Genomic DNA, 21470 nt, shown 5'->3' with positions numbered 1-21470 from the left:
ACTCGGACGAGCCCGCGCCGATGCCCGGTCGCAGGTCACCGTCCTGACTATCGTGGAGCATCATGCAGATGCAGAGGGTCGCCATCATCGGCTGCGGAGGCAGCGGCAAGTCCCACCTCGCCCGCGAGCTGGGCAAGGTCGTGGACGCGCCGGTGACCCATCTGGACGCCGTCTACTACGACGACGCGTGGAATCCGCTGCCACCCGAGAAGTTCGAGGCGCTCCAGCGCGACCTGGTCCGCATGGAGCGCTGGGTGATCGACGGCAACTACAACTCCACGCTCCAGGTGCGGCTGGAGGCCTGCGACACCGTGATCCTGATGGACATGCCCACTGTCGTGGCGCTGTGGGGAGTCTTCTCCCGCCAGCTCAAGCACGGCCACGGCCAGGACCGGGACAGCGGGATCTACAACCGCATCCACTGGGGCGTGCTGCGCTATGTGGCGACCTATCGGCGCAGGATGCGGCCCCGCGTGCTGGCCAAGATCAAGGAGTACGGCGGGCACGCCGACGTGGTACTGCTGACCAGCCGCCGTCACACCCGCCGCTGGCTGAAGCAGACAGCCCCACACCAGGCATAACGCGCTCCACCCCCCGCACCGGGAGGTGGAGCCGGTGACCGCCTCCACCAACCCCTTTCTCGATGCGACAGCGCAAGAGGAGCTGTATCGGAACGCCTCCCGGCTGGCCGCTCGCACCTCGGCCCTGCACCGTGCCAAGACCTGGGGCCGGGCGGTCGCCGAGGTCATTGCCGACCTGGCCACCGCGCATCTACCTGCCCCCGAGGTGCCGCTGGTGATCGACGTCGGATGCGGGCGCGGGACCAGCAGCCGCGTCCTGGCCGAGCGCCTACGACCGAGACGGCTCATTGGTATCGACGCCTCAGCAGCGATGCTCGACGACGCCCGCGCCCGCCTCGGCGTCACGGACAGCGCGGTGTCCTTCGTCCAGGCGGACTTCCGTCACCTGCCCGTACCGACCGGCGCGTGCACCGTGGCCGTCGCCGCGTTCTGCCTCTACCACGCACCCCGGCCGGAGGCGGTGATCGCGGAGATCGCCCGCGCTCTCACTTCGGGCGGCATCGCCATCCTGGTCACCAAGTCCGCTGACAGCTACCACGACCTGGACATCCTCGTCGCCGATGCCGGGCTCGATCCAGACGCGTCGTACCGGGAAAGCCTGTACGCGGCGGCACACAGCGGCAACCTGGCTGACCTGACCGAACCGGTGCTGCCCATCGAGCACTTCGAACACGAAGAGCACGGCTTCACCTTCACCAACCTGGGTCACGTCGCCGAATACCTGGCCACCAGCCCGAAGTACCAACTTCCTGCAGAGTTGCGTGGCGACCCCACTGCCATCGCCTCCGCGCTGCGCACCCGCCTGCCGGACGAGCCAGTGAGCACCACCTCGGTCGTCACCTACCTGCTGGCCCGGAAGCCGGGAGGTGAGCGATGAACCTGCCGGTCTTCACCAAGGTTTACGGCGCCCAGGAGGAGTGCGCGCAGGCGGTACGGCATCATGCCTGGTTGGCCGAGCACGCCCTGCCGTTCCGGCAACCCGGTATCGAAGCGGTCGGAATGACGTCAATCGACTTCACCTATATTCACGGCCGTCACCCGGGTGTGCGGGACCTGCCGATGCTCGCAGCCCTTCTGGGAGACGCGCACGGGGCCGCCTGGGTGAGTGACCTGCACCGAGCACACCAGGGCGTTCCTCACCCGCTACCCGCAGGCCACACGATGGCGGACTTCCTCGCTCCCCGCCTCGCCGCGCTCGACGCCCGGCGCCGTACTCATCATCTGGCTGACGACGAAGACCTGACCGCCGCGAAAAGGCTCCTGCACGCCGTCGCCATCGGACCGGCGGCGTTCTACAAGGACACCAACCCGCGCAACATCCTCATCACCGAGCAAGGCATCCCGATCATCGTCGACGTCGACGACCTCACCCTCGCCCCGTTCGGCTATGACCTCGCCAAGCTCGTCGTCACCCTGGCCATGACGTACGGCCCGCTCCAGCTAACGGCCATCCAGCATGCGCTCGCTGGCTACAACCAGGCAGCAACCAGACATGACGCCCGGCTGGGAGGCACCAGCATGACGCAGCTCCTCGGCCACGCCGAGCTGCACCGCATCCTCACCGCTCCCTACCTGGGACGAGGTGGTTACCGGCACTCCTGGCCGCAGGTGCGTCTCGTCATCGAACAGGAAGGACACGCATGATCGTCACCGAGCTGGTTTTCACCCGGCACGGGCAGGCCCGTTGTAACGTCGCGGGTCTGGTTGGTGGCCCGCGCACCTGCACCGGTCTGACCGAGCTGGGGCGGCGCCAGGCGACTCTGGCCGTGCGGCGGATCGCCACCGAGCACCTCGACGCGCCCATCACCGCGCTCTACGCCGGGACCCGGCTCCGGCTCCGTCAGACCGGAGAGATCTACGCCGCGGCCCTGAACCTGCCGCTGATCATCGAGCCCGGCCTGGACGGGCCGATCCACGGGGACGCCGACGGCCAGCCCTGGCACGAGGTGAAGACCGGCTTCGGCGGAGGTCCGCATGCCCATCCCGACCGGCCATGGGCCATCGGATCCGATACATGGAACGGCTACCTGCGGCGGGCCGGAGCGTTCCTGGCCAGCCTGGTCGAACGCCACGACGGTGAGCGCGTCCTGTTCGCCGCGCACGGTGAGACCGTACTCGCCGCACATACCCTCCTGCTCGGCCTCCCTCCCAGGGCCGAGGCCGGGTTCACCGTCGACCACGGATCGCTGACCTGTTGGCAGCTCCATCTCAACAGGCTAGGCCGACGCCGTTGGATGCTCGACCGCCACAACGACACCGCACACCTGGTGGCGCTGTGATCGCTGTCGAGGACCCGCGCCTCACCTTCGCCCGCCAGGCCCTCGGCCCGGTCAGTCCCGTGCCCATGCCCGGGCTGCCACCACACCTGCTGGCGCTCGTCGACGCCCGTGACGTCCTCCATGTGGTCAAGCGGCACACTGACGCCGGTCGCTTCCGGCAGGAGGCACACGCCTACATCACCGTGGTCCCTCACCTGGGTGACCGTGCCCCGAAAATGGTCGCGGCGGATCCAGTCACCCGCTCTCTCCTGCTGACCCTGCTCTCCGGGCAGAGCGCCGTCGACCTCCCGCCCGGCTCGTCCGCTGAGCGGGATGCCCATCACTCCGCCGGTGCCACTCTCTGGGCACTTCACCAGGTCGGGCCAACGGAGTCCGGAGACAGCGTCCCCGTCTATCTGGCAGAGCGGACCCGCTGGTGGGTTGGCCGGGCGCACGCCGCCGGTCTGATTAGCGCGCCCGAGTGGCGCACGCTGCTCGCCCACGCCGATGCCCTGGCCGTCACGGCCATGGAGGGCGCGATCTGTCACCTGGACTACCAGCCCAGGAACTGGCTCGTCGGCCCGGACGGGGTCGTGCGCGTGCTCGACTTCGAGCACGCGCGGCTCGATGCCCGCGTCCGGGACTTCGCCCGGCTGGAACACCGCCACTGGCGGTTTAACCCCTACCTCCGCCAGACGTTCTTCGACGGCTACGGTCGGCCACCGGACGAGACCGAGCGCGACCTTCTCATCCGGTTCGGCGTCATCGAGGCGCTCACCGCGCTGGTCCGCGGACGCGAGAGCGGCAACCCCCAGCTTGCCGTACATGGCCGCACGCTGCTCGACCAGCTCATCTGACCACGTCATCCATCCAGCAGGAGACCTTCCTCATGCCTGAGGCCCCGTCCTCCCTTTCCGGCGAACGCCTGGGAACATCGCGTTCCGGCGCATCCCTGGGAACGCCGCGCCGAGCCGTCGTCACCGGCACCGCCGGATTCATCGGCTCCCACCTGGCACTGGCCCTGCTCCAGTACGGCATGACCGTGATCGGGGTGGATCGCCGCAATGCCGGAGCCGACCACATCGCCGCCGCGAACCTGGCCGCCCTGAACGACCAGCCGGGATTCATCTCCATCACCGCGGACCTGCTCACCTGCGCCGTCGAACCTCTTCTGCTCGACGCGGACGCGGTGTTCCACCTCGCCGGCATCCCCGGCGTGCGGCCCTCCTGGGGGCCGCAGTTCGGCGACTACGTCGCCTGCAACATCCTCGCCACCCAGCGGATCATGGAAGCCGCCACCCGGCTCCGTGTCCCGCGGTTCGTCGTCGCCTCCTCCTCCAGCGTCTACGGAGCGACCGACGGCACTCCGAGCAAGGAGACCGATCATCCACGACCCGCCTCACCGTACGCGGTCACCAAACTCGCCGAGGAACAACTCTGCCTGGCGCACGCCGCCCGTCCCGACTGCGCCACCAGCGTCGTGGCGTTGCGCTACTTCACCGTCTTCGGACCGCGCCAGCGCGAGGACATGTTCATCCACCGCGTCCTCACCGCGGCCCTGGAGGGTCGGGGCGTCGGGCTTTTCGGCGACGGCAACCAGCGCCGTGACTTCACCTACGTCACCGACGTCGTCGCCGCGACCATCGCCGCCGCAACGGCCCCTGCCGGAAACGACGTGATCAACGTTGGCGGGGGCACTACCACCTCCCTGAACGAGGTCATCGACATCGCTCGTCGGCTCACCGGGGAGCCGGTCCTGGTCGAGATGGCCAGCACCCGCTACGGTGACGTCCCCGCCACGCACGCCGACCCCCGTACCGCGCGACGTCTGCTGGGTTGGCACCCCCGCGTCGACCTGGCCACGGCATGGCCGCGCAACTGGACTGGCTCGCCTCCCATCAGCACGCCGCCGTCTGAACACATGCCGCCCGACTACCAAGGGAATTCCTTGTGGAAAGCTTCGAGAAAGCCCGGTTGGACGCCTTCTTCCGGCGCGTCACCGAGCGCTTCCCCGACCCCGAGCCGGTCTCCTCCGTGATCATTACGCACCTGCTCGCTGAACGTCCGGCCTTCCTTCACGCGATGGCCCGGTTGACCCGCGTCGCGGCCGTTCTGCCCAAGCCCAGGTCCATCTTCGAGTCGGCCGCGGCCGAGGCCCGCAAGCACTTCACGCTCGATTCGCTCAGTCGGACCCGATTCGCTGATCCCGTCACCGCGCTGAACTACCTGGAGGAGACCGCCGCAGGTCAGGACCTGCTGCTGCTCGACATCGGCGGCTACTTCGCCGTCGGCCTGGAAGCGGTCTGCGCGCAGTTCTCCGGCAGGATCCGCGGTGTCGTCGAAGACACGGAAAACGGTTTGCAGCGCTACCTTGCACTCGAAAAACTGCCCTGCCCCGTCTACTCGGTGGCCCGTTCTCCGCTCAAGGAGCCTGAAGACCATCTGGTCGGCCACTCGATCGTGTTCTCCACCGAGGCCCTGATCCGCTCCCGCGGCGACATCCTCGGCAGCCTCGACGCCTGCGTCATCGGGTACGGCAAGCTGGGCGGCTCCATCGCCCGGATGCTCCACGCCAAGAACGTCCGGGTCACCGTCTACGACGGCGACCCGGTCAAGCGGGTCCAGGCCCGCTCCCACGGCTTCCACGTCCCGGTCACCCGCGCCGAGGCCGTCCGCGGGTGCGGGCTCATCGTGTGCGCCACCGGAAACCTCGCCCTGAGGCACGAGGACTTCACCGCGCTTCCGAACGGCGCCTACATCGCCTCGGTCACCTCTTCCGAGGACGAACTCGAACTGACCGCCCTCACGCCTCTCTACCGTCGCGTCGAGGTCGGCCCCCATCTCACCCGGTACTCCACCACCGGCCACTACTTCTACGTCCTGGCCGATGGCAACGCCGTCAACTTCCTGCACGGCGCGACGGTCGGCCCCTACATCCACCTCGTGCAGGCCGAGATACTCGCCGTCACCGCACTCCTGACCAGTGACGACCATGCCCCCGGCCTGTATGAACTCACCACCGATGCGCGTCAGGTCATCGCGGAGATCTGGCTCGACTACTTCAAGAGGTGACCCGCGTGTCCATCAGCCATGACCACATCCGCGCCGCTCTCGACGCCTATCTCGCACGCCACCCGGACGAGCGCGGAGCTCTCATCCCACTGACCGAAGCTCTGACCGCACCCGGTCACCTTGCCAACCGGGGCACCTTCACCGGCCACGTGACCTGCAGCGCTGTACTCATCGACCAGTGCGGGCAGGTCCTGCACATCCACCACAACGCCCTGGACCGGCTTCTCCTACCCGGCGGCCACCTGGAAAGCGCCGATGCCGACCTCCCTGCCGCGGCACTCCGTGAACTCACCGAAGAAACCGGCATCCCCACAGACGCGGTCAGCCGTGACCTCGCCATGGACGGGACGCCGCTGGACATCGACATCCACACCATCCCCGCCAACCCTGCCAAAGCCGAACCTGAGCACCCGCACTTCGACTTCCGCTTCGCGTTCCGGACTACCGGCCGGCGCGATGTCGACATCACCCTGCAGCCCGAGGAGGTCGGCGGCTACCGCTGGTTGAAGCTCGCCACCTGTTCCTCCCCCAGTCTCGCGGCGAAGCTCGCGATGCTCCTGTCCTCGTAGACCTTCTTCCTTCAGGAGCCGTACCTATGCCCTCATCGGGAGGCACCACCCCGCACCATGTCGCCGTGATCCCCTGCCGGTACGGCTCGACCCGGTTCCCCGGCAAGCCGCTCGCACTCCTGGGAGACAAGCCCCTGATGTGGCACGTCTACCGGCGCTGCCAGCAGGCCGAAAACATCGCGGAAACGTTCATCGCCACCGATGACGCGCGCATTCAAGAAGAGTGCTGTCGGCTCGGTATGGCCTGCCTACTGACCGGAAATCACCTCACCGGCACTGATCGCGGTTCTGGAGAGAGCGCAGGGGTCTCGCCGTCGCGAAACCCCCGTGCGACGGTGGCAGTCCGCACGGCTCTCGGACCTGGACGGTCACCGAACCCAGCAGGTCAGAACACCCGTGCCCGCACCGCTCTGGCCATGCCCGGGTCGTCGGCGAAGACGCCGTCCAGGCCGAGCCGGTAGAGCCTTTCCAGCCAGCCCATCACGTCGCCGGTGGCCCGGGGGAAGGCCGGGCTGGCCGGGTTGCCCAGCCGGAAGTCCAGCGGAAGGTGTGAGTTCTCGTTCCTGACGGTCCAGGCGTGCACCTTCAGTCCCGCCTCGTGGGCGTCCCGGATGAACGTGGTGGGCGGCAGGAGGCGGCCGTCGGGTCCCGCCGGCACGATCCGCCGGGTGTCGACGCCGACGCCGTCCGCGTAACCGGCCACCTCACGCAGCCCCGCGGGGGTGACCATGGTGTCGTAGGTGCGCGGGTCTCCGGCCGCGATCCAGTCGTACGGGGCGCCGCCGGCGGTGATCAGCTGGATCAGCGGCAGCTCGGTCCGCTTGCTCAGCTCGCGCAGGTTGGCCGTCTCGAAGGACTGGATGAAGACCGGGGCGCCGCTCCCGCTCCAGCCGTGTCTGCCGAGCACCTCCAGCAGCGGCCCCTCCAGGGAGAGGCCGATGGAGCCGAAGTAGCTCGGGCTCTTGGTCTCCGGGTAGACCCCGACCCCGTGCCGCCGCGCCAGCGCGACCACCTCGTCGAAGGTGGGGATCTCCGCGAGGCCGTTGAAGACAGTGTTCCCCGGTCGCAGGTCGGGGATGCGCTCCTCGGCCCTGAGGGTCTTCAGCTCGGCGAGCGTGAAATCCTCGGTGAACCAGCCGGTGATCGACCTACCGTTGATGGTCTTGGTGGTGCGGCGGTCCGCGAACTCGGGATGGTTCTCGACGTCCGTGGTGCCGCCGATCTCGTTCTCGTGCCTGGCGACCAGCACGTGGTCCTTGGTCGAGACCAGGTCGGGCTCGATGTAGTCGGCGCCGAGCGCGATGGCGGCCTCGTACGAGAGCAGGGTGTGCTCGGGCCGGTGGGCACTGGCACCACGGTGGCCGATGACGATGGGGTCGCGGCCGCGGGGCTCTGCGATCGCGGGTTCGGATTGTGGCGACACGAAGGCGACGGTACCGGTCGCGAGGACCGCCAGCACCGCGACCTGAAACCTACGGATCATGTTCAGGACCGTAGAAGGACCGGATGACCAGCGGGACAACGACTCGCAAAGGAAGTCAGCCACAAGGACAGCGAGTCACAAAGACGACGGCCTCGGGTGCCTGGGGCACCGGCCTGGCGATCCTCCTGAAGCCCGCCATGATTGGCTTGGTGGCCTGATCTCTATGTAGGCAAAGGTCACCTGGGGTTGCCCAGCATGTGACATCCGAAGGCGCCATCCCCTCGTGCCTGCCCCGGGGCCGAGTCGTGGAACGGGAGTCCAGAGGGGTCGGTGAGCGGGAGCCGCAGCACGAAACACGCGCCGCCGATGGGTGAGTCCTCGGCCTGGAGGGTCCCCCGATGGCCCTCGGCGATCTCACGGGCGATCGCCAGGCCAAGGCCGGTGCCGCCGCGGTCGCGGCTGCGGGCCGCGTCCAGCCGGGTGAACCGTTCGAAGATCCGTTCCCGGTCGGCCTCGGCGATGCCCGCTCCGTCGTCGGAGACCGCCAGTTCCGCGGTGTGCGCGTTACGGGTGACCTCGACCCGCACCACTCGTTCCGCGTGCCTCTGGGCGTTGTCCAGCAGGTTGGTGAGCACCCGGGCGAGCTGGAGACGGACCGTGTTGACGTTCACCCCGGGTGCGAGCCGCAGCTGGACATCGAACCGGTCCGCCCGCCGGAAGACCTCCGTCCGGACCAGCTGTGCCAGGTCCACCGGCTCCCACTCGATCGGCGCGTTCTCCCCGGCCCTGGAGAGCGCGAGCAGGTCGGCGATGATCGCCTCAAGCCGATCGACGTCGCTCAGTGCGCGCCCGAGCACCTCCCCCAGGTCGTGATCGCCGGGATGCAGTTGAGCCTCCTCCAGCTCCACGCGCAGCGCGGCGACAGGGCCGCGCAGCTCGTGCGAGGCGTCGGAGGCGAACCGGCGCTGCTGCTGCAGCGCCTGCCCGAGGCGTTTCAGCGTGCGGGCGACGGTCTGGACGACCTCGACACCGTCGGAGTGCCCGGGAGTCTTGTGGCACCCGTGCCCGAGGTCCGAAGACGTGTCGAAATCATCGACATAGTCACACAGACCGACCGTATCCCTCATGTCAATTTTTCCTTCCCGCCACCAAGCCTTGGCAGTGTGCGGTGCGTGGTCACCACGCTAGGAGGACGACCGGCGGACCCGCCACCCCCAGGTGGTCCGATGACCACCCCCAGATGGGCCGGATCGGCGACCTCGGCCGGACGGGACGCCTGCGCCTCGGGCCGCCCCCGAGGCTCGGCCGTACGCCTACCGGCCTGGCAGGAGACCCGTCCGGGTGGCCACGACGACCGCCTCAAGCTGACTGTGCACGCCCAGCTTCGCCATGACGTTCTTGACGTGGCCGCGGGCGGTGTGCAGGCTCACGACGAGCTGTTCGGCGATCGCTCGGGGATCGAGCCCCTCCCCCATCAGCCCGAGGACCTCCAGTTCGCGTGCGGTGAGCCCCGCCCGGTTCTCACGACCGTCGCGGGGCGGCGTGTCGGGTGGGGGGTTCCGCAGCAGCACTCCGAGCGTCTCGCCCTCAACCATGATGATCTTCTCGTCGACCGAAGCCCGGATCACTCTGAGGATGGCCGGGAACGTCGTGTCCTTGGCGAGGAATCCGGCGGCGCCCACCGCCGCGGCGGCCGTGAAGAGATCAGGAGTGGCGTCTCCCGTCAGAACGAGGACGCGGGTCTCCGGGTAGGCCGCCTTGATCCGCCTCGTGCCCTCGATTCCGTCGACGTCGGGCAGGTGGATGTCCATGAGCACGACGTCGGGGTGGTGCGCCTTCATGAGGCGTACGGCATCCTCAACCGTTCCAGCGGCTCCCACACAGTCCAGATCCGGCTGGGCGTCGATCGCGATCTCAAGAGCACCGGCAAGCGCCCGCTGGTCCTCCACCACGAGGACTCGGGTCAACGGATGCTCCTGCTCACTTGGACCGCTCACTCGGACTGCTCACTTGGACCGCTCACTTGGACCGCGAACGCCTCCCGGCTCGTGGGTGGCCCCCGCCGCCCTACGGTTCGCCGATCATGACCGAACCCGGGCCCATGGCCTCGCGGGCGAGTCAGGGGTCGGGAACAGGCCGAACGGCGTTAAAAGGCCCTGCTCACGACGCTACTCGCGGCGCGGGGCGACGGGCAAGGCCCGCTGGAGGAGGTCACGGGGTCTCCGTGCGGCGGGTGTGACCGCTGGGACTCATGAGCATTCGAGGTACCGGGTACGTGCCCCGGCCTCTCCTCACCCCCGAGAGGGCACGGGCGGCGGCATATCCCGCGGGGCCCGTTTGGGATCCGCGCAGGCTGGAGACGAGTTCCCAGGTGACCATCTACTCGTTCAGGCTGTATGTGGCCGGGAACACGGAACGGTCCAAGGCGGCGGAGGTGAACCTGCGGTTCCTCTGCGACGCCCGCCTGTCCGGCACCTACGAGGTCGAGGTCGTCGACGCCGCCGAACGGCCCGACCTGGCGGAGGAGGGACGGATCCTGGCCACTCCGACGGTGATCAGACTCGCGCCGTCACCGCAGCTACGGGTAATCGGGGACCTGTCCGATCACAACCGCGCCGCCGTCGCCCTCGGCCTCCCGGTCCTGGAGGAACCGCCCCCGGAAAGGCCGCGGCGATGAGCGGCGGCGGAACGATCGAGCGGATGCCCACGGGGATCAACGGCTTCGACCATGTCGCCCTGGGCGGGCTGCCCGCCAACCGGTCCACGCTCGTGAGCGGCACGACCGGCAGCGGTAAGACGCTGTTCGCCGTCGAATTCCTCGCTCGCGGGATCATGCGCTTCAACGAGCCGGGGGTGTTCGTCACCTTCGAGGAGACATCCAGCCATATCCGGCGTAACGCGGCCTCGCTGGGCTTCCCCATCGAGCAGTGGGAGGACGAGGGGAAGTGGGCGTTCGTCGACGCGTCAACGGGCATCGGCGAGGAGGCTCCGACCGTCGGGTCCTACGACCTCGGCGCGCTGGTGGCCCGCATCCAGCACGCGGTCCGCCAGACCGGAGCCCGCCGTGTCGCGCTCGACTCACTCGGCGCGATCTTCACCCGCTTCACCGGCGTCGAGACCATCCGCCACGAGCTGGTCCGGATCGCCGCCGTCCTCGAAACGCTCGGGGTGACCTCGGTGCTCACCGCGGAGCGGCCCGCGGAGTATGACGGCGTGACCCGCTACGGGGTCGAACAGTTCGTGCTGGACAACGTCATCATCCTGCGCAACGTCCTGCGGCAGGGGCGGCGGAGCCGTACCGTCGAGATCGTCAAGTTCCGCGGCGCCCCGCACCGTTCCGGGGAATGGCTCTTCACCGTCGACCCGCGGGACGGGATCGTGGTCGTCCCCCTCGCGTTCCTGGTGTCCTCCGGCCGCGCGTCACCGGACCGTGTCTCGTCGGGCAACGCCGAGCTGGACGAGATGTGCGGCGGCGGCTTCTACCGGGACGCGATCGTCCTGATGTCCGGCCCGACCGGCACGGGCAAGACGCTGGCGGGTCTGCGTTTCGCCGCCAGCGCGTTCGAGGCGGGCGAGCGCAGCCTGTTCTGCACCTTCGACGAGACCCGTGAGCAGCTCTTCCGCAACGCCGACGGCTGGGGCCTGGACATCAGATCCATGCAGGCATCGGGTCTGCTCCGGGTCATCGCCGACTACCCGGAGGTGGCGTCGCCAGAGGATCACTTTCTCCAGCTCAGGCGGGCCATCGAGGAGTTCGGGCCCCGTCGGCTGGTCATCGACACGCTGTCCGCGCTCGAACGCGTCGTCACGCCACGGGCCCTGCTCGACTTCGTCATCGCGCTGGGAGCGGTCCTCCGCCAGAGCGAGATCACGACGCTTCTCACCGCGAGACCCACGGGACGGCTCATGGCAACGGGCACCCCGACGACCGCGGAGATCGCCGGCTTCACCGATGTCTGGGTCCTGCTCCAGTACGTCGAGCGCGTCGGGGAGATCCAGCGTGCGATCGCCGTACTCCAGACGCGGGGTTCCGCCCACGACCAAGGCATTCGCGAGGTGACGATCGACGGTACCGGCATGCACATTGGTGAGCCTTTGCGGGGCGTCTCCCAGATCCTCGCCGGGGACATCAGCCCCGCGACCCTGTGGGCACCCGGATCCGAGGGGACAGAAGGACCGTCGGAGTGAGGATCGAAGGGGATCCCTCAGCCGAGGGAAGGCCCGCCGTGGGCTCCGGGCCGAGGCGGCCCGACGACGCGGGATCTCCGGGCAACATCAACCAGGTGATCGTGTCGGCCTCGGCGGACGGGATCATCGCGGTCGACGAGCAGGGCGTCATCCGGCTCTGCAACCCGGCCGCCGCGGAACTCTTCGCCCGCCCGGCGGAGGAACTCATCGGCACCCTGTTCGGCTTCCCCCTCGTCGTCGGCGCGGCGACCGGGATCGACCTGATACTGCCCGGCGGGGGCAGGCGGGTGGTCGAGATGCGGATCACCGCCACGACCCTGGAGGGCGAGCGCCTCTACGTGGCGACATTCCGCGACGTCACACGCCAGAGGCACGACGAGCGAGAGATGGAAGCGGCCCTGGAACGCCAGAACGTCGCCGTGGCGATCGCGGCTCACGAGCTCCACAATCCGCTTGCGACGATCAGCGTGCTGGTGGACGTGCTGCGTGACCGCCTGGTCGCGCTGGCCGAGGAGCAGAGGGCCGAGATCGTCGACCGCATCGCCGACCGTACGGCCCGCCTCCAGGGGCTGGTCCGGAAGCTCCTCGCCGCGTCGACGATCGATGCGAAGGGCGCGTCCGCCTCCCTGGAAAGCGTCCCCGTGCTCGAATTCATCCTCGAACGGCTGGGCGAGTTGGACGGGCGATCCCAGGAGGTGCACCTGTCCTGCAGTCCCGAACTGGTGGCCATGGTCGATCGCAAGGAGTTCTCGGCGATGCTGGAGAACTACCTGGAGAACGCCTTCGCCTACGGGCGCCCGCCGATCGAGGTGTCCGCGTTCGGGCGGCCCGGCTGGGTCCAGGTCCGGGTGTGTGACCGGGGGTCGGGCGTACCGGAGGATTTCGTGCCCCGGCTGTTCGAGCGCTTCAGCCGTGAGCCGGGGGTTGAGCAGAGGACAGAGGGAACGGGGCTGGGACTCTGGATCGTCCGCAGCCTCGCCCAGGGCAACGGCGGCGACGCCTGGTACGAACCCGGCAAGGACGGGGGCGCCTGCTTCTGCCTGCGTCTGCGACGAGAGCCGATGTCCTGAGCTCCGCCGATCCCAGGGTGGCGACGGGTCAGGCCGGGGAGGGGGAGTCCTCGTCCGGCCGGGTTCCCGGCGGGGCGCCCGTATCGGCCTGCGGGACCGGTCGCCCCGCTGGGAACCCGGCCGCCAGTTGCAGGCCGCAGGCGCCGAGCCCGGCCAGCAGCGGCAGCGTCCAGCCGCCGGAGAACTGGTAGAGCGCACCGACCAGGAGCGGCCCGAGCGCGGCCAGTACGTACCCGACGGACTGGGCGACGGCCGAGAGCGCGGTCACCGAGACCGGATCGGGGGCGCGGAGCGCGATGATGAGCAGGGCCAGCGCGATCGAGGCGCCCTGCCCCACCCCGAGGACGATCATCCAGAGCCACGGGAGGGTGGCCGGGGCGAACAGCACGCCGAGGTATCCGGCCACCGTGAGGAGGGTCGCGGCGGTGACGTACGGCACCTGCGACCGCGCGCGCCCGGCGAGGATCGGGACCGTGAAGGTGGCCGCCACCTGGGCCAGGTTGGTGAGGCCGAGCAGGTATCCGGCCTGGTCGGCGGGGAGCCCCGCGTCCTTGAAGATCGTCGGCAGCCAGGCCAGCATGACGTAGAAGGTCAGCGACTGCAGGCCCATGTAGGCGGTGACGTACCAGGTCATCCGGGTGCGGAGCAGCGGCGCGAACGGTCTGGGCGCGACCTCGGAGCGGGCGGGGCGGCGCAGTGCCTGGGGCAGCCAGAGCACTGCGGCGGCCAGCGCCGGGAGCGCGGCCATCGCGGTCACCTCGCGCCAGCCGTATCCGGTGGCACGCTCCAGCGGGACCACCAGCCCGGAGGCCGCGGCGGCGCCCAGCACCAGGCCGGAGACATAGACCCCGGTGAACAGGCCGACCCGCGCCGGGAAGTGCTGCTTGACCACGCCGGGCATCGTGACGTTCATGACGGCGATGGCCGTGCCGGCGACGGCCGCTCCCGCGTAGAGCGCGGGGACGCTTCCCGCGCTGCGCAGCGCCACCCCGACGGCCAGGATCAGCAGCCCGGCCATGAGCGTGCGGTCCAGGCCGAAACGGCGGGCGAGCAGCGGGGCGAGCGGGCCCAGCACGCCCAGGCAGACCACCATGACCGTGGTGATCGCTCCTCCCCCGGCGGCGCTCAGCCCGAGGTCGCCCATGATCTCGTCCAGCACCGGGGAGACGCCCGCCAGCGCGGGCCGCAGGTTGAGCGAGGCGAGCACGAAGCCCGCGATGAGCACCACCCGCGACACCCGCGACACACCGACCCCCCGCTCGACTATTGGCCAACCTTCCCACAGCCCGTTCGGTGGCCTGTGAGAAGGGGGCATGCCTCCCGACCGGCACCGCCGCGCAGCAGGCGATGGCCGGGCCGGGCGCCCCCAGCCGGTCTGGCCCAGGGCCGTCCACAGCTCGGCCGCCGGCGTGCGGTCGAAGAACCTCGTGGACTTGCCGAGGCGGATGGGGGTGGCGTCCACGCCGGCCGCCGGGTTGACCATCCGAACGAAGAGTCAGTATGTTCACCCAAAGAACAGTCGTTCGCATATCGAACAGCCGCGAAAGGGGCGCGATGGCCACGGTGGTTCCGCTCGCCGAGGCGGTGACCGAGCTCGTACACGACGGCGACAGCGTGGCGATGGAGGGTTTCACCCACCTCATCCCCTACGCGGCCGGGCACGAGATCATCCGGCAGAGACGCCGCGATCTCACCCTGATCAGGATGACCCCCGACCTGATCTACGACCAGATGATCGGGATGGGGTGCGCCGGCAGACTGGTCTTCTCCTGGGGCGGCAACCCCGGGGTGGGCTCGCTGCACCGCTTCCGCGACGCGGTGCAGAACCACTGGCCGGGTCCCCTGGAGATCGAGGAGCACAGCCACGCCGGCATCGCCAATGCCTATGTCGCCGGAGCCTCGGGACTGCCCTTCGCGGTGCTGCGCGGCTACCGGGGCACCGACCTGCCAGGCAGGACCGCCGACATCAGGCCGATCACCTGCCCGTTCACCGGCGAGGAGCTGACCGCGGTCCCGGCGATCAACCCGGACGTCGCGGTGATCCACGCGCAGCGCGCCGACCGGCGGGGCAACGTGCAGCTCTGGGGCATCACCGGCGTGCAGAAGGAGGCGGTCCTGGCCGCCCGCCGCTCGCTGGTCACCGTGGAGGAGCTCGTCGACGAGCTGGAGCCGCGCCCCGGCGCGATCGTGCTGCCCGGCTGGGCGATCACTCACGTCTCCGAGGCCCCCGGCGGTTCCCACCCCTCCTACAGCGCCGGGTACTCCAGCCGCGACAACGACTTCTACCTCGCCTGGGACGAGATCAGCCGCGACCGGGAGACCTTCGCGGCCTGGATGAGAGAGCACGTGCTTTGACGACCGCCCCCTCCCACAGCACCGGCTACACCTCCGACGAGATGATGACCGTGGCCGCGGCCCGGCGGCTGCGGGACGGCGGCTCATGCTTCGTCGGCATCGGCCTGCCCAGCGTCGCCGCCAACCTCGCCCGCCGTACGCACGCCCCCGGCCTGGTCCTCATCTACGAGTCCGGCACCATCGGCGCCAAACCCGACCGGCCGCCCCTGTCGATCGGGGACGGCGCGCTGGCCGACACCGCCGACGCCGTCGTCAGCGTGCCGGAGATCTTCAACTACTGGCTCCAGCCGGGCCGGATCGACGTCGGATTCCTAGGCGCCGCCCAGATCGACCGGTTCGCCAACATCAACACGACGGTGATCGGCCCCTACGACGACCCGAAGGTCCGGCTGCCCGGCGCGGGCGGGGCCCCCGAGATCGCCGCCTCCTGCCGCGAGGTGACGGTGGTCGTGCGGCAGAGCCGCCGCACGTTCGTCGACCGGGTGGACTTCGTGACCTCCGTGGGCTTCGGCTCGGGGCCCGGCGACCGCGAGCGCCTCGGCCTGCGCGGCAGCGGCCCCCGCACGATCATCACCGACCTGGGCATCCTGGAGCCCGACCCGGACACCTGCGAGCTGGTCCTCACCCACCTGCACCCCGGCGTCACCCTCGACGAGGCCCGCGCCGCCACCGGCTGGGCGCTGGCCGCCGCTCCCGGTCTCCGCGAGACCGCGCCCCCGGCCCCCGAGGAGCTCGCCGCCCTCCGCACTCTCACCGGCGGGAAGCCGTGAAGGACGCGCCGCGCGTGAGGCGTGCGGCACCGGGTAGGTCGCGCCCCCGGGGCGGCGAGGATGGTGTGGGACTCGCCGCCGTCCCCGGGGGCGTCGGCTTCTGGTCCGCCGTGAACGACATTCGAACCATCCGGAGGTGACCATGTCCGCTCCCGCCGCCGGGTTGTTCTCCGGGATGTTCGCCAGGGGCGGGGCCGCCGCACAGGTGTCGGACGTCGCGTGGCTGGCCGCCATGCTGGACGTCGAGTCCGCGCTGGCCGCCGCGCAGGCCGGGATCGGGCTGGTCCCCGCCGAGGTGCCCCCGGCAGTGGCCGCGGCCTGCCGTCCCGAGCTCTACGACCTCGCCGAGCTGGGCGCCGGGGCGGCCCGGAGCGGCAACCCCGTCATCGGCCTGGTCGCCGCCCTGCGGGCGCGGGTCGAGCCCGGCCTGCGACGGTTCGTGCACTACGGCGCCACCAGCCAGGACATCAACGACACCGCGGCGATGCTGCTCTCCCGCCGCGCCCTGGCCCCGGTCCTGGCCGACCTGTCCGCCTGCGCCGGGGCGTGCGCGCGACTGGCGTCCGAGCACCGCGGCAGCGTCATGGCCGGCCGTACGGTCGGCCAGCACGCCGTACCGATCACGTTCGGGCTGAAGGTGGCGGGCTGGCTGAGCGCGCTGGACCGCTCCCGGACCGAGCTGGCGCGGGTGCCGCTGCCGGCCCAGTACGGCGGGGCGGCGGGCACCCTGTCGGTCCTCGGCGAGCGGGGCCACGAGGTGCCGCCGCTGCTCGCGGCCGAGCTCGGCCTGGCCGAGCCGGTCGTTCCCTGGCACACCGACCGGACCCCGGTCGTCCGGCTCGCCTGCGCGCTCGGCACCGTCGCGGGGACGCTCGGCAAGATCGCGAACGATGTGAAGCTGCTGGCCCAGACCGAGGTGGCGGAGGTCGCCGAGCCCACCGGGCCCGGACGGGGTACCTCCAGCGCGATGCCACACAAGCGGAACCCGGTGGGTTCGATGTCGGTACTCGCCTGCGTCCAGCGGGTACCCGGGCTGGTCGCCTCCCTCCTCGGCGGCATGGTCGCCGAGCACGAGCGCGCGGCCGGCCCCTGGCAGGCCGAGTGGGAGACGCTGGGCGAGCTGCTCCGGCTCACCGGCAGCGCCGCCTGCTGGCTACGCGAGGTGCTGGAGGGCCTGACCGTGGACACCGCCAGGATGCGCGCCAACCTCGACGCGACCCGGGGGCTGCTGATGGCCGAGCAGGTGGTCGTCCGGCTCGGCGGCACTCCGCAGCACCGGCGGCTGGTGGACGCCGCCTGCGCCCGCGCCGCCGCCGAGGGCCTGGCGCTGCGAGAGGTCCTGCTCACCGATCCCGGCGTCTCGCTGACCGCCGAGGAGATCGACGCGGCCCTCGACCCGGCGGGTGCCCTGGGCTCCGCCGCCGCCTTCGTCGACCGGGCGCTCGCCGCCCACGAGAACAGCGGCCGACGCCCCACGCCCGAGGAGATGTGATGAGCACGGGTGAGACCAGGGACACGAACGGCTGGGAGGCCGGGGACGCGACGCGCCGGGCCGTGCTCGGTGACCAGCACGTGGACCGCGCCACCGCGAGCGCCACCCCGTTCACCGCCGACTTCCAGGACTTCATCACCAGGTACGCCTGGGGGGAGATCTGGACCCGCCCCGGCCTGGACCGGCGCACCCGCAGCTGCATCACCCTCGCCATGCTGGCCACGCTCGGGCAGGAGCACGAACTGGCCATGCACGTGCGGGCCGCGCTCCGCGTCGGTCTCACCGAAGAGGAGATCAAGGAGGTGCTGCTGCAGACCGCGATCTACGCTGGCGTACCCGCCGCGAACCGGGCGTTCGCGGTGGCACGGGCGGCACTGGAGTTCGATCGGAACGAGGAGGACGGCGATGATCGAACCGGTTGACCGCGGCTCCGACCACGTGCAGTCGCTGGCGCGCGGGCTCTCGGTGATCAAGGCGTTCAGCGCGACGAGCCCCGAGCTGACGCTCAGCGAGGTCGCCCGCGCGACCGGCCTGACCAGGGCGGCGGCCCGGCGGTTCCTGCTGACGCTCGTCGACCTCGGCTACGTCAGGACCGACGGGCGGCTGTTCGCGCTCTCCCCCCGCGTCCTGGACCTCGGATACGCCTACCTGTCCGGCCTCTCCCTGCCCGAGATGGCCGAGCCGCACCTCGAACGGCTGGTCACCGAGGTGCGCGAGTCGGCGTCGGTGGCCGTGCTCGACGGCGAGGACGTCGTCTACGTGGCCCGGGTGGCCACCACCCGGATCATGCGGGTGACCATCAACATCGGCACCCGCTTCCCGGCCCACTGCACCTCGATGGGCCGGGTGCTGCTCGCCTGGCTGCCCCCGGACGAGTTGGACGCCTACCTGGAACGCGCCGAACTGCGCAGGTTCACTCCAAAAACCATCACGACCTCCGATGCGCTCCGAGCCGAGCTGGACAGGGTCCGCTCCCAGGGCTGGGCGATGGTCGACCAGGAGCTGGAGGAGGGGCTGCGCTCGATCGCCGTGCCGATCCGCGATCGCTCCGGCCGGGTGGCCGCCGCGATGAACATCTCCTCCCACGCGAGCCGTACGACCCCCGAGTCCGCCCGCCGTGACCTGTTGCCTTCGCTGCTCGCGGCGGCCGCCCGGGCTGAGGCCGATCTACACGCGGCCGGGATGGCGGGAAGCACCACCCGGACATCCTGGAGAGAAACGTCCTGAGTCGTTCCCGCCCGCGGTCACGCCTGGCGGCTGTCGTACGCCTCGCGCGCCGCGCCGATCTCGCCCACGGAGCCTTCGAGTAGGTCCGCGAGGTCGCGCAGGCGCTCGGCGACACGGGCTCCGAGAGGGGTCAGGGAGTATTCCACCCGGGCGGGTATCACCGTGAGGACCTCGCGGGTGACCATGCCGTCCCGTTCAAGGGTCTGCAGGGTCTGCGCCAGCATCTTCTCGCTCACACCCGCCACGCACAAGGCCACCGAGATCGTGCTGCGCGAGTCCGGCGTCCCGTTCACCCTGCTGCGCAACGGCTGGTACACCGAGAACTACACCGGTCAACTCGGCCAGTACCTTGAGCGCGGCGAGATCCTCGGGGCCGTCGGCGACGGGCGGATCGCCGCCGCCACCCGGGCCGACTACGCCGCCGCCGCTGCCGCCGTACTGACCGACGAGGGGCACGACAACGCCGTCTACGAGCTGGGCGGCACACCGTTCACCATGGAGGAGCTCGCCGCGACGATCACCGAGGTGACCGGGACGAAGGTCGTGTACCGCGACATCACGGTCCCCGAACTGGCCGGCGTCCTCCAGTCCGCCGGCCTCGACGAGGGCACCGCCCACTTCGTCGCCTCCCTGGACGAGGCCACCGCGCGCGGCGACCTCGACACCCCCGGCGACGACCTCGGCCGCCTGATCGGCCGGCCCGGCACATCGCCGGCCGACGCGGTACGGGCCACCACGTCCTGACCCGGAGCTCATCGACGACCTTCACCACTCGATCACCGAAGGCGACGCCGATTGGATGATGTGGCAACCGGCCCTGGCCCACACCATGACCAGCACCGACCCCCCGCAACCGGACAACGGCCGTGGGAGCCAGGAGATATCTCATGCCCCCACGCCGGTCGGGGACCCCCAGGGCTGCCGACGGCGTCCTGGCCCGATGGGGCTACGTAGGAGCGCGGCGATGTCCCTGGCCCCGCTCGTTGATCACCGTGTCCTCGCGTGGGGCTAATACCTCTCGCATCGTCTCTTGTCGTAAGCATTCACGTCCAGCGCATTCCGGGGTTGCATGCTCGCGCTATGTGATCGTCCTTAAAGATGAGTCATCGCGGACGGTAACCGGGGTCAGGTCGATGCCGGGTCGGGCGGCATCCAGGCGCGGCCCAGTAACGCGTCGCGGATCGTCGTCATGACGTCGACACCGTGTTTGGCGGCGGTGGAATCGCCGCGTCCAGCGCGTCGGCGTCCAGCTCGGCCAGGACCCGGCGGAAGGTCCGTTCGCTGGGCACGGTGAACCGGCCGGTGAACGGATCACGGTAGGCACCCAGCCGCTCCAACACCGCTTGCGAGGTCCGGGCGGCCCACTGCCGGATCGCCGCCACGCTGTCGCCGCCGCCTGTCGGGCGACCACGGCACTCCCGAGAGGGTCGAGCTGCCGACCAGGCTCATCCCCCGGGGCTCGGGGGAACTCCCTGCTTAGGACCAGTGCGCGGGGCGGGTGAGTGCGGCGGGCAGCTTGGTCGCGGCGTCTCCCCTGGCCGCGTTGACCTGGGCCTGGGTGAGGAAAATGCTCCCGGTGAGGTCGGCACCGCGCAGGTCGGCGTCACGGAAGTCCACCCCGATGAGGTCGGCCGTACGCAGGTCGGCGTTCCGCAGGTCGGCCGCGATGAGGTAGGCCCCGCGCAGGTTGGCCCCCCGCAGGTTGGCGCCCTTGAGCCGGGCCCCGATGAGATCGGCTCCCCGGTGATTCTTCTTGCGGCCGGGCACCTCGGCCCGTACCAGCTCGCTGGTGCGGAGCAGCAGGGCGTTGACACCCTGACGGACCATTGCCACGTCCGTTTTCGCGAGCGTTTCCGCACTGCCGTGCGTGAGGCGTTCGGTGTCGTCCAGCGCGTGACGGAGATCATCGTGGATGGGGCGGGCCTGCGGCAGCGCCAGTGCCTCGGTCAGGTACCGGAGCAGCTCGTGGAGCTGCCGCATGACGGGAAACACCTCGAACATCTTCCCGGCGGTGCCCGGAGCCTGCCGCCAGTCCTGTCCGCCGAAGGTGATCTGGGAGACCTGCTGTCCCGCGCCGAAGCAGTCGAAGACCGTGCAGCCGGGAAAGCCCCGCTCGCGGAGGTTCGCGTGGATGCCGCAGCGGAAGTCCGCCCGCAGGTTCACGCACGGTTTCCCCGCGTCCTTGTCGATCGCGAAATCGGCCGAGGCGGCGAAGGGCAGCGCGACACAGCACAGCCCGAAGCAGTTCGCACAGTCGGCCCGCAGGCGGGCACTGTCTCCGACGGCCGAGGGGACTTCGCGCTTCTGGGACAACGTAGATGATCTCCTACCGCGAGGTGGGACGTTCCGAACGAATCTCCATTCTCGCCGACCGCAGGCCGCCCGATGTTCCGAGCCCGTCCTGGCCGGCGGCGAGCGCCCCGCATACGCCAAGGCTCCTACCACGGTTCCGGCCGCACCGTCCT

At 70.2% G+C, this 21470-nt stretch carries 25 protein-coding genes; 18 read left to right on the top strand and 7 right to left on the bottom strand.

Features of this window, described 5'->3' with window-relative positions; translation table 11 throughout:
• The first annotated feature begins 62 nt into the window (after positions 1-62).
• The 9 genes from OIE13_RS01720 to OIE13_RS36525 are packed head-to-tail and all read left to right on the top strand — an operon-like array spanning position 63 to position 6941.
• A complete protein-coding gene (locus OIE13_RS01720; protein ID WP_326643820.1) occupies positions 63-581 on the top strand; it encodes a topology modulation protein in 519 nt (172 codons plus the stop codon).
• A 34-nt stretch (positions 582-615) separates the two neighbouring features.
• Positions 616-1458, top strand: coding sequence for a class I SAM-dependent methyltransferase (locus tag OIE13_RS01715; protein ID WP_326829439.1), 843 nt, complete (start codon positions 616-618; stop codon positions 1456-1458).
• Positions 1455-2225: a phosphotransferase gene (locus OIE13_RS01710; protein ID WP_326643823.1), complete on the top strand. Its 771-nt coding sequence runs from the start codon at positions 1455-1457 to the stop codon at positions 2223-2225. The genes OIE13_RS01715 and OIE13_RS01710 overlap by 4 nt, the downstream gene beginning before the upstream one ends.
• A complete protein-coding gene (locus OIE13_RS01705; protein WP_326643825.1) occupies positions 2222-2860 on the top strand; it encodes a histidine phosphatase family protein in 639 nt (212 codons plus the stop codon). Before OIE13_RS01710 ends, OIE13_RS01705 begins: the two co-directional genes overlap by 4 nt.
• Positions 2857-3696, top strand: a complete 840-nt coding sequence (locus OIE13_RS01700) for a phosphotransferase (protein WP_326643827.1) — start codon at positions 2857-2859, stop codon at positions 3694-3696. The genes OIE13_RS01705 and OIE13_RS01700 overlap by 4 nt, the downstream gene beginning before the upstream one ends.
• A gap of 32 nt (positions 3697-3728) precedes the next feature.
• Complete coding sequence (locus tag OIE13_RS01695; RefSeq protein WP_326643829.1) at positions 3729-4877, top strand: NAD-dependent epimerase/dehydratase family protein; 1149 nt, start codon at positions 3729-3731, stop codon at positions 4875-4877.
• Positions 4790-5911 (top strand): adenosylhomocysteinase, encoded by a 1122-nt coding sequence (locus OIE13_RS01690; protein ID WP_326643830.1) that lies wholly within the window; start codon positions 4790-4792, stop codon positions 5909-5911. Before OIE13_RS01695 ends, OIE13_RS01690 begins: the two co-directional genes overlap by 88 nt.
• A gap of 5 nt (positions 5912-5916) precedes the next feature.
• On the top strand, positions 5917-6480 hold the full coding sequence (locus OIE13_RS01685; RefSeq protein WP_326643832.1) for an NUDIX hydrolase: 564 nt from the start codon (positions 5917-5919) through the stop codon (positions 6478-6480).
• A 26-nt stretch (positions 6481-6506) separates the two neighbouring features.
• A complete protein-coding gene (locus OIE13_RS36525) occupies positions 6507-6941 on the top strand; it encodes a cytidylyltransferase domain-containing protein (protein WP_442811650.1) in 435 nt (144 codons plus the stop codon).
• Here OIE13_RS36525 and OIE13_RS01680 read toward each other — a convergent pair.
• The 3 genes from OIE13_RS01680 to OIE13_RS01670 all read right to left on the bottom strand — a co-directional run bounded on the left by OIE13_RS01680 (position 6866) and on the right by OIE13_RS01670 (position 9870).
• Entirely contained in the window at positions 6866-7963 is a 1098-nt protein-coding gene (locus tag OIE13_RS01680) for a glycerophosphodiester phosphodiesterase (protein ID WP_326643834.1), read from the bottom strand. The two genes, OIE13_RS36525 and OIE13_RS01680, sit on opposite strands and share 76 nt — an antisense overlap.
• Before the next feature lie 176 nt (positions 7964-8139).
• Positions 8140-9030, bottom strand: a complete 891-nt coding sequence (locus OIE13_RS01675; RefSeq protein WP_326643836.1) for a sensor histidine kinase — start codon at positions 9028-9030, stop codon at positions 8140-8142.
• 186 nt (positions 9031-9216) lie between these two features.
• On the bottom strand, positions 9217-9870 hold the full coding sequence (locus OIE13_RS01670; RefSeq protein ID WP_326643838.1) for a response regulator transcription factor: 654 nt from the start codon (positions 9868-9870) through the stop codon (positions 9217-9219).
• A 284-nt stretch (positions 9871-10154) separates the two neighbouring features.
• On the opposite strand from OIE13_RS01670, the gene OIE13_RS01665 reads away from it, so the two are divergent.
• Genes OIE13_RS01665 through OIE13_RS01655 form a run of 3 tightly spaced genes read left to right on the top strand, consistent with a single transcriptional unit; the run spans position 10155 to position 13161 of the window.
• The gene (locus OIE13_RS01665) at positions 10155-10580 is read left to right on the top strand and encodes a circadian clock KaiB family protein (RefSeq protein ID WP_326829438.1); all 426 of its coding nucleotides are present in this window, start codon (positions 10155-10157) and stop codon (positions 10578-10580) included.
• Positions 10577-12091: a circadian clock protein KaiC gene (gene kaiC / locus OIE13_RS01660; RefSeq protein WP_326643842.1), complete on the top strand. Its 1515-nt coding sequence runs from the start codon at positions 10577-10579 to the stop codon at positions 12089-12091. The genes OIE13_RS01665 and kaiC overlap by 4 nt, the downstream gene beginning before the upstream one ends.
• Positions 12088-13161: a sensor histidine kinase gene (locus OIE13_RS01655; RefSeq protein WP_326643844.1), complete on the top strand. Its 1074-nt coding sequence runs from the start codon at positions 12088-12090 to the stop codon at positions 13159-13161. Before kaiC ends, OIE13_RS01655 begins: the two co-directional genes overlap by 4 nt.
• A gap of 28 nt (positions 13162-13189) precedes the next feature.
• Here the strand turns inward: OIE13_RS01655 and OIE13_RS01650 are convergent, their stop codons facing one another.
• Positions 13190-14644, bottom strand: coding sequence for a CynX/NimT family MFS transporter (locus tag OIE13_RS01650; protein WP_326643846.1), 1455 nt, complete (start codon positions 14642-14644; stop codon positions 13190-13192).
• A 71-nt stretch (positions 14645-14715) separates the two neighbouring features.
• Between OIE13_RS01650 and OIE13_RS01645 the strand changes: the two genes are divergently transcribed.
• The 5 genes from OIE13_RS01645 to OIE13_RS01625 all read left to right on the top strand — a co-directional run bounded on the left by OIE13_RS01645 (position 14716) and on the right by OIE13_RS01625 (position 19005).
• A complete protein-coding gene (locus OIE13_RS01645; protein WP_326643848.1) occupies positions 14716-15516 on the top strand; it encodes a CoA transferase subunit A in 801 nt (266 codons plus the stop codon).
• A 41-nt stretch (positions 15517-15557) separates the two neighbouring features.
• Positions 15558-16286 (top strand): CoA-transferase subunit beta, encoded by a 729-nt coding sequence (locus OIE13_RS01640; protein ID WP_326646878.1) that lies wholly within the window; start codon positions 15558-15560, stop codon positions 16284-16286.
• Between the two features lie 142 nt (positions 16287-16428).
• Positions 16429-17778, top strand: a complete 1350-nt coding sequence (gene pcaB, locus OIE13_RS01635) for a 3-carboxy-cis,cis-muconate cycloisomerase (RefSeq protein ID WP_326646879.1) — start codon at positions 16429-16431, stop codon at positions 17776-17778.
• Entirely contained in the window at positions 17778-18200 is a 423-nt protein-coding gene (gene pcaC, locus OIE13_RS01630) for a 4-carboxymuconolactone decarboxylase (protein ID WP_326643849.1), read from the top strand. Before pcaB ends, pcaC begins: the two co-directional genes overlap by 1 nt.
• Complete coding sequence (locus tag OIE13_RS01625) at positions 18184-19005, top strand: IclR family transcriptional regulator domain-containing protein (protein ID WP_326643850.1); 822 nt, start codon at positions 18184-18186, stop codon at positions 19003-19005. The genes pcaC and OIE13_RS01625 overlap by 17 nt, the downstream gene beginning before the upstream one ends.
• A gap of 17 nt (positions 19006-19022) precedes the next feature.
• Here OIE13_RS01625 and OIE13_RS01620 read toward each other — a convergent pair whose 3' ends face one another.
• On the bottom strand, positions 19023-19241 hold the full coding sequence (locus tag OIE13_RS01620; protein ID WP_326643852.1) for a winged helix-turn-helix transcriptional regulator: 219 nt from the start codon (positions 19239-19241) through the stop codon (positions 19023-19025).
• 28 nt (positions 19242-19269) lie between these two features.
• On the opposite strand from OIE13_RS01620, the gene OIE13_RS01615 reads away from it, so the two are divergent.
• Complete coding sequence (locus OIE13_RS01615) at positions 19270-19749, top strand: hypothetical protein (RefSeq protein WP_326643853.1); 480 nt, start codon at positions 19270-19272, stop codon at positions 19747-19749.
• A gap of 443 nt (positions 19750-20192) precedes the next feature.
• Here OIE13_RS01615 and OIE13_RS01610 read toward each other — a convergent pair whose 3' ends face one another.
• Both OIE13_RS01610 and OIE13_RS01605 read right to left on the bottom strand, forming a co-directional pair.
• The gene (locus tag OIE13_RS01610; RefSeq protein ID WP_326643855.1) at positions 20193-20387 is read right to left on the bottom strand and encodes a hypothetical protein; all 195 of its coding nucleotides are present in this window, start codon (positions 20385-20387) and stop codon (positions 20193-20195) included.
• A gap of 94 nt (positions 20388-20481) precedes the next feature.
• Positions 20482-21318 (bottom strand): pentapeptide repeat-containing protein, encoded by an 837-nt coding sequence (locus OIE13_RS01605; protein WP_326643857.1) that lies wholly within the window; start codon positions 21316-21318, stop codon positions 20482-20484.
• Positions 21319-21470 lie beyond the last annotated feature (152 nt).

It is taken from the genome of Streptosporangium sp. NBC_01810 (genome assembly GCF_035917355.1).
Lineage (GTDB): Bacteria > Actinomycetota > Actinomycetes > Streptosporangiales > Streptosporangiaceae > Streptosporangium.
The sequence above is the reverse complement of the archived record's forward strand: the minus strand, read 5'-3'. Positions and strand labels throughout refer to the sequence as shown.